The following is a 12,232-nucleotide window of genomic DNA, read 5'->3' as shown; positions in this document are numbered from 1 at the left end:
TGTGGCGCGGCCGACGCCCGGTCAGTAGGGTCCCGGCATGGCGTACACGTTCCAGGTGACCATCGACTCGCCCGACCCGCACCCGCTCGCCGACTGGTGGGCCGACGCCCTCGGCTGGGAAGTGGAGCCCAGCGACGAGCCGTTCATCCGCGGCCTGATCGCCGCGGGGCACGCGACCGAGGACGACACCACCACCCACCGCGGCACCCTCGTCTGGAAGGCGGGCGCGGCGATCCGCCACCCGGAGGGGCTCGAACGCGCGCCCCGCATCCTCTTCCAGTTCGTCCCGGAGCCCAAGACCGTCAAGAACCGTGTGCACCTCGACGTGCGGACCGGCGAGGACGACCCGCAGGCGCTGGTCGAACGCCTCGTCGCCAAGGGCGCGAAGCACCTCCACGAGGGCCGTCAGGGCCCGAGCGCGTGGACGACCCTCGCCGACCCCCAGGGCAACGAACTCTGCGTCTCCCACTGAGGCGCACACCGGGCCCCGCCGCCCCCGCCCTCCTGCCCGTCCCGGCCGCCGCCCCGCCCCCGCGCGCGAACGCCCGGCACGGCCTACGCTTCCACGGGTGAACGTCATCCTCTTCGGCGCGACCGGGATGCTGGGCCGGGGCGTCCTGCGCGAATGCCTGCGCGACGACTCCGTCGACGCCGTCCTGGCCGTCGGACGCCGTCCGCTCGGCGTCACCCACCCCAAACTGCGCGAGCGGGTGCAGGACGACCCGTCCGACCTGACCGCCGCCGGTGTCGACCCGGCCGCGTACGACGCCTGCTTCTTCTGCCTCGGAGTCTCCTCCGTCGGCATGAAGGAGGAGGAATACCGGCGCGTCACCCACGACCTGACCCTCGCCGTGGCCCGGCCGCTGGCCGCCGCCAACCCCGGAATGACCTTCGTCTACGTCTCCGGAGAGGGCACCGACAGCACCGGACGGGGCCGTTCCATGTGGGCCCGCGTCAAGGGGCGGACCGAGAACGAGCTGCTGGAACTGCCCTTCCGCGCCTACATGTTCCGCCCGGGCATCGTCCAGCCGGTGCGCGGCGTACCGTCCAGGACCCGGCTCTACCGCGTCCTCTACGCCGTCACCGCGCCGCTGGTCCCGCTGCTGCGGCGGTTCGCACCCGACCTCGTCATCACCTCCGAGGCCTTCGGCCGCGCCATGATCGCCGTCGCCACTCCCGGCACCGAGGTCCCCGGCCACATCCTGCGGCCCGCGGACATCAACCGCCTGGGAGGTGCCCGGACCAGGGGTAATTGAGTACCGGGCACACCCTCCCGCAGGCGAGAATGAGCCATCTCAAACCGGGAGGACCCCATGAGCCAGGCGACCCTGACTCTGCACGACCTGCTGCCCGCCCAGGCGCTGGCCGACTCGATCGACGCCGGGTACGTGACCCGCAAGTCGCACCCAGAGCTGCCGCTGTCCATCTACACGTACACGCGGACGGCGCAGTACGAGCGCGTCTGGAACGAGGTCACCACGCGCTGCCGCGGACTCGTCGCGGACGACGAGACCGGCGCGGTCGTCGCCCTGCCGCTGCCGAAGTTCTTCAACGTCGGCGAGCACGAGTCGGGTCAGCCGTACGCCCCGGCCCTCCCCGACGAGCCCTTCGAGGTGTACGACAAGGTCGACGGCAGCCTCGCGATCGTCTTCCACTACGCGGGCCGCTGGCGGGTCGCGTCCAAGGGTTCCTTCATCAGCGCCCAGGCCGTCTGGGCGCAGCGCCGGCTCGACGGCGCGGACACCGCGGCCCTGCACCCGGGCACCACCTACCTCGCGGAGATCCTCTACCCGCAGAACCGCATCGTCGTCGACTACGGCGACCGCCGCGACCTCGTCCTCCTCGCCGCCTTCGGCCTGGACGGCACCGAGGTGCCGCTCGCCGAGGCCGCGGCCCACTGGGCCGGGATCGGCTCCGTCGTCACGGTGTGGCCCGCCATGCCCCTCGACGAGCTGCTCGCGCTGACCGAGTCCAACACCCTGCCCGGCGGTGCCCGCGCGAACGGAATGGACGCCGAGGGCTTCGTACTGCGCTTCGCCTCCGGCGTCCGCGCCAAGGCCAAGCTGTCCGAATACGTACGGCTCCACAAGGTGCTCACCGGCGTGACCGCGCGGGACGTCTGGCGCGGTCATGGCGTGCAGCGTTTCGCCGGCCTGCCCGCCAAGCAGCTCGCGCAGGGCCTGAACTGCACCGTCGCCGAGATCGAGGCCTCGGGCGGAAAGCCCCTGGACGCCCTGCTGGAGCAGGTGCCCGACGAGTTCGACCACTGGGTGCGCGAGGTCGTCGCCGGCCTGGAGGAGGCCGCCGCCCGCCACGAGCGCGCGATCGACGAGGCGTACGCGGGTCTGGCGCACCTGACCGCCGACCGGGGTGCCTTCGCCCGGGCGGTCGCGCAGCTGCCCGACCGCACCGTCCGGCCCGCGATGTTCATGCGGCTCGACGGCCGGTCGACCGAGCTCACGACCTGGCGCCAGGTTCGGCCGGAGACCGCCGACCCGTACATCACCGACGAGGAGAACAGCACGGGGTCCGAGGCGGCTCACCGGACCGGTTCCGTGGCCGAGAACCGGACCCTCTCCGAGGAGGGGGACCGGACCGCGTCCGCGCAGGAGCGTCCCCGCCCGCCCGCCGCCGCGCCCACCCGCACGCCCGGCGCGGCGCCGCGGATCCCGGCTCCGGCGGCGGACCGGACCGGCCGTCCCGCGCGGCGGGAGGCCCCGCTGCCCGTCGTCCACGTCATGACGGGCCTGCCCGCCTCGGGCAAGACGACGGCCGCGCGCGCCCTCCAGGCCGAGGCCGGCGGCCGTATGCGCCGGGTCAACCTCGACGACCTGCGGGCCATGCTCGACCTGCCGGACCCCGCGCGGGGGCGCAGCTTCGCGCACGAGCAGACCGTTCTGGCGGTCCAGGACGCGGCGGTCCGCGCGGCCGTCGACGGCGGCTTCGACGTGGTCGTCGACAACACCCACCTGACCAAGCACATCCCGAAGCGGCTGAAAGCGGCGGTCGGCGGTCTCGCGACCTTCGTCGTGCACGACTTCACCGACGTCCCGCTGGAGGAGTGCCTGCGCCGGGACGCCGCCCGTGAGCGCCAGGTCGGCGAGGAGATCATCCGCGTCCTGGCCGAGAAGCACCGCAACGCCCGCAAGGGCGGCTGGCGGCTGACGACGGAATGGATGAACGGCGGTTCCGGTGCGGTGGCCGCGCCGCCCGTCACGGAGTACGTCCCCGACCCGGCGCTGCCGACGGCGGTGATGTGCGACATCGACGGCACGCTCGCGCTCACCGGCGACCGGGGGCCGTACGACTTCACGCGCTGCGAGCTCGACCTGCTCAACGAGTCGGTACGGCACGCGCTGGACGCCTTCCGGCGCGCGGACGGCGACGTGATCGTCCTGCTCTCGGGCCGTGGCGAGGAGTACCGGCCGCAGACCGAGGCCTGGCTGCGCCGGCACGCGGTGCCGTACGACGAGCTGTGGATGCGCGCGGCGGGCGACACCCGCCGCGACGACGTGGTCAAGGCGGAGCTGTTCGACGCGCACGTCCGCCACCGGTACGCGGTGCGGGTGTCGCTCGACGACAGGGACCGAGTCGTCGCGGTCTGGCGCCGCATGGGCCTGCCCACCTGGCAGGTCAACTACGGCGACTTCTAGGACACGGCCTAGATTGTCCGGGTGAGGACAGTGCTGATCGTCGATGCCGCGAACGTCGTCGGGTCCGTGCCGGACGGCTGGTGGCGCGACCGGCGCGGCGCCGCCGAACAGCTGCGCGACATGCTGGCCGCCCGGGCCGTCGGCCGGGAGGACGACGAGGAGATCGTCCTCGTCGTCGAGGGCGCCGCCCGCGGCGTCGGGTCCGTGCCCGGCGTACGGGTCGAGGCGGCGACCGGCAGCGGTGACGACCTGATCGTGGAGCTGGCCGCGGCCCGTGCGGAGGACGGCTGCCCGGTGGTCGTGGTCACGGCCGACCGTGAACTGCGGACACGGGTCCGGGCGTACGGTGCGCGGTGCGTGGGACCGCGTGCCGTACGCCCGGTGGACTGACCACGGGTCAGCGGCAGTACTTCACCTCGGAGAGGTTCTTGACGTAGCGGGCGGAGACCCAGCGCTCCTTCTCGTAGGCCTTTGCGCGGTTGGGGTCCTGGCGCTCCTCGCGGTCCTCGCGGCCGGAGCCGTTCTCCCAGTTGTCGCGGTCCTCGTGCAGGCGGTACCAGATGCGGTTGCCGGCGACGTTCTCGCCGTACTTCTTGCACTCGATCTCGACCTTGCTGTTCGGCTGCACGTGGCCGACGGCGCGGGACTCGGTGGTCGGCTTGCTGCGGACCTTCAGCGGGCCCTTGGAGACGACCTTGCCGAAGGCGTACTTGTCGTACGGGTACTCGCCGGGCTGCGCGGACGCGGGCACCTCGCCGACGATGATCTCCCGCGGACCCTCGTCCGCGACGGCGGCGCCCACCCCGACCAGACCGAGAACCAGGCTTCCGGTGGCGAGAGCGAGGATGGTTCTGGTGGGCTTCAGCATGAGCCGACTCCTCTGTGAAGACGTCCGACCGGCCGCGGCGCGCGGCACGGGATGACAACCGACGGTTGCCAGGGACGACTATGACCAGGACCGGACCCGCAGCCCCGATGACTCACCGGCTTTTAGCCCGATATGACCAATCTGTCCACCGGAGTGTGGCGGCCGTGCCCGCCCCCGTACGGGCACGGCCGCGCAGCGGGCCCCGGGGGGACAGGGCCGTGCCGGCCGTGCGGCCGACAGACCAGCAATGTACGGGCGCGGCGCTCGCTGCCGCGCCCATCCAAGGGTTGAGACCGGCCTACCGCGTTGGGTGGTGTCCCCGTACAACCAGGGGAGTACGCAAGGGGGTTTGGCGTGCGCTTCGCCGGACATCCGGAGGCGGCCCGGGTCCGCGCCGCGACCGGGAGGGGGACGCGGATGCCGTCCGTACCCGTCGTCGACGGCCGGTTCCTGTTCGGCCTGGTGCCGTGACCGGCCGTTCACCGGGTCGCCCGCCCTGCCGCGGCGCCGGCCGCCCGAATGCGCTGATCGCCGGCCCTCCCGGATGCGGCTGCGGGCGGGGCGCGCCAGAGTGGGGCGCATGGGTATCGATGACTACGGCGGCGGAGCCGGCGCACACGAGAGCGGCGTCCTCGTCGTGACGACCAACGACGTCCCCGGCTACCGGGTCGAGCGGGTCATCGGCGAGGTCTTCGGCCTCACCGTGCGCTCCCGCCACCTGGGCAGCCAGATCGGCGCCGGACTCAAGTCGATGATCGGCGGTGAACTGAAGGGCCTCACCAAGACCCTGGTCCAGACCCGCAACCAGGCGATGGACCGGCTCATCGAACAGGCCAAGGCGCGCGGTGCGAACGCCGTGCTGATGATGCGCTTCGACGTCACCGACGCGGCCGACGTCGGGACCGAGGTGTGCGCCTACGGGACGGCCGTCGTGCTGGTCCCCGCCTCCACCTGACCGTCCTTGTACGGTGGTTGCCCTCCGGAGACGAAGGGGCGGGCCGATGGGTCGACGCAAGTCAGCGGCAGAGGTGTTCGACGCGCTGGGGGAGCGCTACGAGGAGGTGTTCGGGCAGGTGCCCGGCCAGATCGAGGCCCTCGACTGGCTCACGACCCGGCTGCCCGCGGGAGCCCGCGTACTGGACGTGGGAAGCGGCACCGGACGGCCCACCGCCGAGACGCTGGTCCGGGCCGGCTGCGACGTGACCGGCATCGACGTCTCGGCGGCCATGGTCGCCCTGGCCCGCGCCAGGGTCCCGGGAGCCCGCTTCGAACAGGCCGACGTACGCACCTACACGCCCCCGCCGGGCGGCTTCGACGCGGTGTGCTCCTTCTTCCCGCTGCTGGTCATGGACCAGCCGGAGGTGGCGGCGGCGCTGGACCGGATGGCCTCGTGGACCGCACCCGGCGGGTACTTCGTGATGGCCACGGTGCCGGGGGACATCCGGGGCCTGGACATCGAGTGGATGGGCCACGAGGTCACCGTCAGCAGCCTCTCCACGGAAGACCACCTGGCCCGGCTCGCCGACCGGGGCCTGGAGGTACTGCACCACCACACCGCGACGTTCCGGCCCGCCGACGACGGGGCGGTCCCGGAGGAACACCTGTTCTGCTACGCCCGCCGCATGCCCTGACCACCGGGCCCGGTCCGGATCGACCCCCTCGGGCACGGCCGGTCGGCCAAACCGGACGACCGCGGCTGCGGCCCGAGCCGGTGTCGGCGCTCGCGCTCGTCAACACGTGACGGCCCGGTCGCGGGTGCCGGCGGGCAAGGGCGTGAGCGCCCCTGCCCGCCGGCTCCCTCCGCGACCCCGGCCGCCCCCGTACGGCCCGCGGGTCATCCTGCGGCGGGCATCAGCAGGAGCGCCACTCCACCGATGCCGTGCCGTTGAAGTACTTGCCGTTGTCCGCCCACACTTCGATCCACTTGCTGGTGCCGGCCGGGCCGACGCTCGCGCTGGACTTGTGTCCGCCGCCCGCGTAGTAGAACTTGATGAACGGGCACCGGCCGTCGGCCTTCGCGTCGTAGATGGTTCCGGTGGCCCGCGCACCGTCACAGATGTCGCCGCTGCCGCCGCCTTCGCCGCGCCACTCCCGCCAGGGCGTGCACGCCAGCGCGGTGTCTTCGCCGTCCGTGGCGGCCGGTGCCGGAGCTGCCGCGATCGCGACCGCCGACAGTCCGAGGGCGAGTGTCGCCAGCGCACGGCCGGCGAGGCGGCCGTTGGTCCTCATGCTGTTCATCCCCATCAACGTGTCTCCTGGTGAGTGGATGGCAATCCGCCCGGGGCCGGGCGGCGGAGGCCGGATCCTCCTGAAGCAGGCACCACTCTGTCCGGCGGCCGCGTTGTCCGGACCGGGGACGAACCGTATCCGCAGGTCAACGCCCATGAGGGAGGCGGACAACCGGTGTTGTCCGCGGACAATCCGAAAGCGGGCCGGGTGCCGGGCCGGGATGCCGGCGCGGCACCCGTTCCGGCGGGGAGGCCGGTCAGCGGTTGCGGAGAAGGTCGACGATGTCCTTGCGGCCGGAGGCCGCGATGAGGGCCTTGTCGTCACGGGAGGCCTGGCCGAGGCTCACGCGTGCGGCCACCACGGCCACCACCACCGGGTTGTCCCGGCCGCCGGACTCCGCCTGCTCCGCCTGCTTCGCCGCGAACTTCTTCGGGTCCAGGTAGTCGTACTTGTCCTTGCGCTCCTGGCGGGTGGCGATCGCCTCCTCGACGCGGCGGACGTCGCGGGCGGCGACGTAGTCGAACTGGGGGATCTTCGCCCAGACGCCGTCGCCGCCCGTGACGAAGAAGTGGTTGGGCGAACCGTTGGGGTTCAGGGAGCTGTTGTCGACGAGGTAGGTGCGGCGCGAACCGACCGTGAGGGTCTTGCCGAAGAGCGAGGCCCACTTGCCGCCGGCCTTCAGCAGCAGCTCCTCGATCATTTCACCGACCTCGACGGCCTCCGCGACGAACGTGGCGTCGTCGACGGTCGAGTGGAAGAGGCTGTTGAGCGCTCCCGAGGCGCTGTTGGCGCAGTGCCGGTAGGAGTGGCGCTGCAGGGACATGGTCAGCTGGAGCGGTGTGGCGCCCTCGACGCCGAGATTGACGACGTTCCCGGTGATCGTTGCGGTGGCCATGGCGGATCCCCCTCGCGGTCAGGCGCCGGCCCTGCCCCGGTGGACCTGGCGGACCGGCGGCCTCGGCTTCACGACACGTCCACCGTGCCGGGAATCGGTGGACATTCCCTGAATGTCCGCTGAACGACGGCGGCTGCGGAAAGTTTTCCGGAAGTGGCGGCAACCTCCCGGCAGGTCGCGCGTCGTGCGGGGGTGAAGGGGCGCAGTCCCGCGTCCCCGACCCGACCGTGGAGAACCACCGTGAAGAACCTGAAGCGTGTCCCCCTGGCCGTCCGCCGCACGGCCGTCGCCGCAGCCGCCGCGGGGACGGCCGTCGCCCTCGCCGGACCGGCCCACGCCGCCGGCGGCGGCTCGGCCGCGCCCTCCCCGTCGGTGAGCGTCCCGGCCGGCGCTCACCCCAGCGCCTCGCCCAGCCACGTCGGCGGCCCCGCGCCCGCTCCCTCGATCAGCACCCCGCCGAGCAGCGGCAAGGACGCCGGCAGTGCGTCTCCCAGCGCCGCCCCCAGCGCCTCCCCGAGCGTCCCGGGGACCGGTGCCGTTCCCAGCGCGTCCCCCTCGGCCCCCGCCGCCGCGCCCGACGGGGCCGAGCTCGCGCATACTGGCTCCTCGGCGACGACCGTCGCGATGGGGGCAGGGGCGACCGGTCTGGTCCTCGCCGGCGCCGGAGCCCTCTACGCCGTGCGGCGCCGCGCGAACAGCTGAGGAACCCCGTGCTCCACCTCGCACCACCCGTCGGCCCCCTCACGCCCGGTTTCGGCCCGGCGTGGCGGGGCCTGTGGTCGTTGTTGCGCCGCGAGCGCTCCACCGCCCCGCACGTCGCCCCGCGGTCGTACGGTCCGGGGTACGCGATCCCGTACGAGGCCGGGCCCGCGTCCGGGCCTTCGCACGCGCGCGGCCGACCGGGCGACGGCGACCCAGGGCCGCCCACCGTCACCGAGCTCTACCACGCGCACCGGCTGGGCATGGTCCGGCTGGCGGTGCTGCTCGTCGACGACCTCGCCACCGCCGAGGACGTGGTCCAGGACGCCTTCACCGCCCTGTACCGGCGCCACGGCGAGCAGATCGCCGACGTCGACAACGCCCTCGGCTACCTGCGGACCTCGGTCGTCAACACCGCGCGCTCCGTCCTGCGCCGCAGGCGCACCGTACGGGCCTGGACCCCGCCGCCGACGGTCGACGAGCCGTCCGCCGAGGACCACGGCGTCCTGGACGAGGCGCACCGCGAGGTGCTCGCCGCGCTCGCCCGGCTCACGCCCCGCCGCCGACAGGTGCTCGTCCTGCGGTACTGGGCCGACCTCAGCGAGGCGGAGATCGCGACCACGCTGGGGATCAGCCGGGGAGCGGTGAAGTCCAACGCGAGCCGCGGCCTGGACGCGCTGGAACGGAATCTGGAGGGACGGATATGACGCCTGACGGCGAACGCCCCGGCGAGCACCCGGGGGACCGCCCGGGCGAGCACCCGGGCGAGCACCCGGGAGAGCGCCCCGTGGAGCGCAGGCTGCGCCAGGCGCTCGACGCGCGCGCGGACGGCGTCGACGTCCGCCTGCTGCGCCCGGCGAGCCCGCCGGGCGCGCGGGCCGGACGGCGGCCGGTGGGGAGGCTGCGGCGGTTCGCGCTGCCGCTCGCGGGTCTCGCGGCGGCCGCGGCAGCCGGGGTCGGCTACCTGCTCCTCGCCCCGGACACGGGGCCGGGGCCGCAGCTGCCCGCCACTCCGCCGGACGTCACGGCCCCCGGGCCGTCCACCGGCGCCCCGCCGTCGCCGTCGCCCTCGCCGAGCCGGCCGGGCCCGGAACCGAGCGGGGGCACTTCGTCGGGACCGTCCGGCTTCCCGACGCCCGGCCGGTCGGCGAGCCCGTCGGCGAGCCCGTCGGCGCAGGCCTCTCCCCAGCGCTCGGGATCGGTGATGCCGCCGTCGTACGGTTCGTCCGTCACGCCCGGCGCGGTGATCACCTCGTCCCCGCCCGGCCCCTAGGTAGTGTCGGCAAAGTCCCGCCTGCGCGGCGGGGTCCGGCCCGCCCGCCCTCCGGGCGGCCGACGCTACTTTGCACGATTTGCCCGGATTCTCGGCAGGCAAGCGCCGGGGGTAAACCTGCATATAGCGGACGGCGTATCGATCCAGACGACCTTGTGAAACAACCTTTAGGGCGTGTCTTTCGGATCGGGCCGGGCTGGCCGGGACACCCCCTACGGCGTGCGGAGGTTCTCCACCGCCACCACCAGGGGAGCCAGTTCCGGATTGCCCGCGGCCTCGTCCAGGGCCTCGCGCAGGGCGGTGTCGTTGGTGGGACGGGCCGCGGTCAGGAGCGCGAGGCCGGACTCGCTCACGTCGGTGTAGATGCCCCGACGGTCGGTGTCGCAGATGTAGCGGTTCAGCAGGCCGCGGTCCTCCAGCCTGCTGACCAGCCGGGTCGTCGCGCTCTGGCTGAGCACCACCGAGTCGGCGACCTGGTGCATGCGCAGGTGGCCGCCCGGCCCGTCGTGCTGGCGGCTGAGGACGTCGAGCAATGAGTACTCGCGGACGCTGAGGCCGTGGCCGGCCTGCAGGGCACGTTCGATGTGCGCCTCGATCCGGCCGTGCAGGAGCGAGAGGGCGCACCAGCCCTGGGAGAGGGCGGTGAGCGCGCTGTCCGTGGCCGTCATGAGCTCTCCTCCGTCGAAGCCGTGCGGGCGTGCGTGTGAACCCCAGGATATGCCACCCCTGCAATAGCCCGCGTTTGCAAATATCCCGCGTCTGCAATTAATGTGGACGCACGTAAGCGGCGGCAGCATCGATGAGCGCAGGCCGCACCCGCACCACCACCACCTCCCTGAAGGGCACCTCCCCATGCCTCTCGCACTTCTCGCCCTCGCCGTCGGGGCCTTCGGGATCGGCACCACCGAATTCGTGATCATGGGCCTGCTCCCCGAGGTCGCCTCCGACTACGGCGTCTCGATCCCCACCGCGGGCCTCCTGGTCACCGGCTACGCCCTCGGCGTCGTCCTGGGCGCACCCCTCATGACCGTGCTCGGCACCCGCATCCCCCGCAAGCGCATGCTGATGCTGCTCATGGGCCTCTTCATCGCGGGCAACGTGCTCTCCGCGCTCGCCCCCGCCTTCGGCGTCATGCTCACCGGCCGCGTCGTCGCCTCGCTCGCCCACGGCGCGTTCTTCGGCATCGGCGCGGTCGTCGCCGCCGAGCTCGTCGCCCCCGAGAAGAAGGCCGGCGCGATCGCCATGATGTTCACCGGGCTGACCGTGGCCAACGTCGTCGGCGTCCCGCTCGGCACCCTCGTCGGGCAGACCGCCGGCTGGCGCGTCACCTTCATGATCGTCGCCGCGCTCGGCGTCGCCGGCCTGCTCGGCATCGCCCGCCTGGTGCCCGACCTGCCCCGGCCCGAGGGCGGGGTGCGCATCCGCCGCGAGCTCGCCGCCTTCCGCAACGTCCAGGTGCTGCTCGCGATGGCCATGACCGTCCTCGGTTTCGGCGGTGTCTTCGCCGCGATCACCTACATCACGCCGATGATGACCGACGTCGCCGGCTTCGCGGACTCCTCCGTCACCTGGCTCCTCGTCCTCTTCGGCCTCGGCATGGTCGCCGGCAACCTCATCGGCGGCCGCTACGCCGACCGCGCCCTCATGCCCATGCTCTACGTGTCCCTGGGCGCCCTCGCCGTCACCCTCGCCGTCTTCACCCTCACCGCCCACTCCAAGGCCGGCGCCGCCGTCACCGTCGTACTGATCGGCGCCCTCGGCTTCGCGACCGTGCCCCCGCTCCAGAAGCGGGTCCTCGACCAGGCCGCCGGAGCGCCGACCCTGGCCTCCGCCGTCAACATCGGCGCCTTCAACCTCGGCAACGCCCTCGCCGCCTGGCTCGGCGGGCTCGTGATCGCCGCCGGGCTCGGCTGGACCGCCCCCAACTGGGTCGGCGCCGCCCTCGCCGCCTCCGCCCTGGTGCTGGCCCTCGTGTCCGGAGCGCTGGAGCGCCGTACGGCCGGACACGCGGCCCGCGCCGACGGCCGGGTGGTCGCGGCCGCCGCGGCCCCCGCGACGCCCGCCGCCGCAGCCGCCCACCACTGATCCCCCTTCCCCGTACCGTACGAACCCGCAAGGAGAAACCGGCATGTCCACCCCCACCGCCGCCACACGCACCGCCGTCACCCCCCTGACCACCGAGGACGCCGAGCTGCTCGTCGCCGTCGCCGCGTCCGCCGCCGAAGCGGCCGGGGCCACGGTCAGCGTCACCGTCCTCGACGCCGGCGGCCACCTGCTGGCCTTCCGCCGGGACGACCGGGCCGTACTGATCTCCGGCGAGACCAGCACGCGCAAGGCCTACACGGCCCTCCAGCTCGACGCGCCCACCGCCGGTCTCGTCGACGCGGTCCGCCCCGACGGCCCCTTCCACACGCTGCCCACGGCCCTCGACCGTCCCCTGCTCTTCATCGCGGGCGGGCTGCCCGTCCACCGCGACGGCCGGCTCATCGGCGCCGTGGGCGTCGGCGGCGGCGCCCCCGACCAGGACCACGCCTTCGCCGCCGCGGCGATCGACGCCCTGGTCTGAGACGGCCGGGTCGCGCGCCCGTGTCCCCCGTGCCACTTTGGTACGGGGG

15 protein-coding genes are annotated in these 12,232 nt (G+C 73.5%); 11 read left to right on the top strand and 4 right to left on the bottom strand.

What is annotated here, in order from left to right; all coding sequences use genetic code 11:
• Positions 1–37 precede the first annotated feature (37 nt).
• The 4 genes from IG86_RS0113865 (at position 38) to IG86_RS0113845 (ending at position 4,043) form a co-directional block, all read left to right on the top strand.
• Positions 38–472, top strand: coding sequence for a VOC family protein (locus IG86_RS0113865; RefSeq protein WP_030897001.1), 435 nt, complete (start codon positions 38–40; stop codon positions 470–472).
• Positions 473–569: 97 nt separating this feature from the next.
• Positions 570–1,256: a Rossmann-fold NAD(P)-binding domain-containing protein gene (locus IG86_RS0113860; RefSeq protein WP_030820316.1), complete on the top strand. Its 687-nt coding sequence runs from the start codon at positions 570–572 to the stop codon at positions 1,254–1,256.
• 57 nt (positions 1,257–1,313) lie between these two features.
• Positions 1,314–3,653: a phosphatase domain-containing protein gene (locus IG86_RS44325; RefSeq protein WP_234349212.1), complete on the top strand. Its 2,340-nt coding sequence runs from the start codon at positions 1,314–1,316 to the stop codon at positions 3,651–3,653.
• Positions 3,654–3,674: 21 nt separating this feature from the next.
• Complete coding sequence (locus IG86_RS0113845; protein ID WP_385871722.1) at positions 3,675–4,043, top strand: PIN domain-containing protein; 369 nt, start codon at positions 3,675–3,677, stop codon at positions 4,041–4,043.
• Between the two features lie 7 nt (positions 4,044–4,050).
• Here IG86_RS0113845 and IG86_RS38705 read toward each other — a convergent pair whose 3' ends face one another.
• Positions 4,051–4,521, bottom strand: a complete 471-nt coding sequence (locus IG86_RS38705; protein ID WP_037847819.1) for an SH3 domain-containing protein — start codon at positions 4,519–4,521, stop codon at positions 4,051–4,053.
• A gap of 580 nt (positions 4,522–5,101) precedes the next feature.
• On the opposite strand from IG86_RS38705, the gene IG86_RS0113830 reads away from it, so the two are divergent.
• Together IG86_RS0113830 and IG86_RS0113825 are read left to right on the top strand one after the other, a co-directional pair.
• Positions 5,102–5,476, top strand: coding sequence for a YbjQ family protein (locus IG86_RS0113830; RefSeq protein WP_030820312.1), 375 nt, complete (start codon positions 5,102–5,104; stop codon positions 5,474–5,476).
• 46 nt (positions 5,477–5,522) lie between these two features.
• Positions 5,523–6,152, top strand: a complete 630-nt coding sequence (locus IG86_RS0113825; protein ID WP_030897000.1) for a class I SAM-dependent methyltransferase — start codon at positions 5,523–5,525, stop codon at positions 6,150–6,152.
• 220 nt (positions 6,153–6,372) lie between these two features.
• Here the strand turns inward: IG86_RS0113825 and IG86_RS0113820 are convergent, their stop codons facing one another.
• Together IG86_RS0113820 and IG86_RS0113815 are read right to left on the bottom strand one after the other, a co-directional pair.
• Positions 6,373–6,759 carry a hypothetical protein gene (locus tag IG86_RS0113820; protein WP_030896999.1) on the bottom strand — a complete coding sequence of 129 codons (387 nt, stop codon included), beginning with the start codon at positions 6,757–6,759 and terminating at the stop codon, positions 6,373–6,375.
• Positions 6,760–7,006: 247 nt separating this feature from the next.
• Positions 7,007–7,645, bottom strand: coding sequence for a hypothetical protein (locus IG86_RS0113815; RefSeq protein WP_030896998.1), 639 nt, complete (start codon positions 7,643–7,645; stop codon positions 7,007–7,009).
• Positions 7,646–7,885: 240 nt separating this feature from the next.
• On the opposite strand from IG86_RS0113815, the gene IG86_RS41170 reads away from it, so the two are divergent.
• Genes IG86_RS41170 through IG86_RS42965 form a run of 3 tightly spaced genes read left to right on the top strand, consistent with a single transcriptional unit; the run spans position 7,886 to position 9,617 of the window.
• The gene (locus IG86_RS41170; protein WP_030820307.1) at positions 7,886–8,347 is read left to right on the top strand and encodes an LPXTG cell wall anchor domain-containing protein; all 462 of its coding nucleotides are present in this window, start codon (positions 7,886–7,888) and stop codon (positions 8,345–8,347) included.
• An 8-nt stretch (positions 8,348–8,355) separates the two neighbouring features.
• Positions 8,356–9,051 (top strand): RNA polymerase sigma factor, encoded by a 696-nt coding sequence (locus tag IG86_RS41165; protein ID WP_244305843.1) that lies wholly within the window; start codon positions 8,356–8,358, stop codon positions 9,049–9,051.
• Positions 9,048–9,617, top strand: coding sequence for a phospholipase D-like domain-containing protein (locus IG86_RS42965; protein WP_157854822.1), 570 nt, complete (start codon positions 9,048–9,050; stop codon positions 9,615–9,617). Before IG86_RS41165 ends, IG86_RS42965 begins: the two co-directional genes overlap by 4 nt.
• A 212-nt stretch (positions 9,618–9,829) precedes the next feature.
• Here the strand turns inward: IG86_RS42965 and IG86_RS0113795 are convergent, their stop codons facing one another.
• Complete coding sequence (locus tag IG86_RS0113795; protein ID WP_030820304.1) at positions 9,830–10,285, bottom strand: MarR family winged helix-turn-helix transcriptional regulator; 456 nt, start codon at positions 10,283–10,285, stop codon at positions 9,830–9,832.
• A gap of 184 nt (positions 10,286–10,469) precedes the next feature.
• On the opposite strand from IG86_RS0113795, the gene IG86_RS0113790 reads away from it, so the two are divergent.
• Together IG86_RS0113790 and IG86_RS0113785 are read left to right on the top strand one after the other, a co-directional pair.
• Entirely contained in the window at positions 10,470–11,702 is a 1,233-nt protein-coding gene (locus IG86_RS0113790; RefSeq protein ID WP_030896995.1) for an MFS transporter, read from the top strand.
• Between the two features lie 43 nt (positions 11,703–11,745).
• The gene (locus IG86_RS0113785; RefSeq protein WP_030820300.1) at positions 11,746–12,183 is read left to right on the top strand and encodes a GlcG/HbpS family heme-binding protein; all 438 of its coding nucleotides are present in this window, start codon (positions 11,746–11,748) and stop codon (positions 12,181–12,183) included.
• Positions 12,184–12,232 lie beyond the last annotated feature (49 nt).

This window comes from Streptomyces virginiae (genome assembly GCF_000720455.1).
GTDB lineage: Bacteria > Actinomycetota > Actinomycetes > Streptomycetales > Streptomycetaceae > Streptomyces > Streptomyces virginiae.
This window is presented reverse-complemented; position numbering and strand designations above follow the sequence as displayed.

Excerpts from the sequence above, each read along its gene's own strand:
- IG86_RS0113795 (WP_030820304.1), bottom strand. The coding sequence starts at position 10,285 with ATGACGGCCACGGACAGCGCGCTCACCGCCCTCTCCCAGGGCTGGTGC.
- IG86_RS0113790 (WP_030896995.1), top strand. The coding sequence starts at position 10,470 with ATGCCTCTCGCACTTCTCGCCCTCGCCGTCGGGGCCTTCGGGATCGGC.
- IG86_RS0113825 (WP_030897000.1), top strand. The coding sequence starts at position 5,523 with ATGGGTCGACGCAAGTCAGCGGCAGAGGTGTTCGACGCGCTGGGGGAG.
- IG86_RS0113820 (WP_030896999.1), bottom strand. The coding sequence starts at position 6,759 with ATGAACAGCATGAGGACCAACGGCCGCCTCGCCGGCCGTGCGCTGGCG.
- IG86_RS38705 (WP_037847819.1), bottom strand. The coding sequence starts at position 4,521 with ATGCTGAAGCCCACCAGAACCATCCTCGCTCTCGCCACCGGAAGCCTG.
- IG86_RS0113815 (WP_030896998.1), bottom strand. The coding sequence starts at position 7,645 with ATGGCCACCGCAACGATCACCGGGAACGTCGTCAATCTCGGCGTCGAG.
- IG86_RS42965 (WP_157854822.1), top strand. The coding sequence starts at position 9,048 with ATGACGCCTGACGGCGAACGCCCCGGCGAGCACCCGGGGGACCGCCCG.
- IG86_RS0113785 (WP_030820300.1), top strand. The coding sequence starts at position 11,746 with ATGTCCACCCCCACCGCCGCCACACGCACCGCCGTCACCCCCCTGACC.
- IG86_RS0113830 (WP_030820312.1), top strand. The coding sequence starts at position 5,102 with ATGGGTATCGATGACTACGGCGGCGGAGCCGGCGCACACGAGAGCGGC.
- IG86_RS0113865 (WP_030897001.1), top strand. The coding sequence starts at position 38 with ATGGCGTACACGTTCCAGGTGACCATCGACTCGCCCGACCCGCACCCG.
- IG86_RS44325 (WP_234349212.1), top strand. The coding sequence starts at position 1,314 with ATGAGCCAGGCGACCCTGACTCTGCACGACCTGCTGCCCGCCCAGGCG.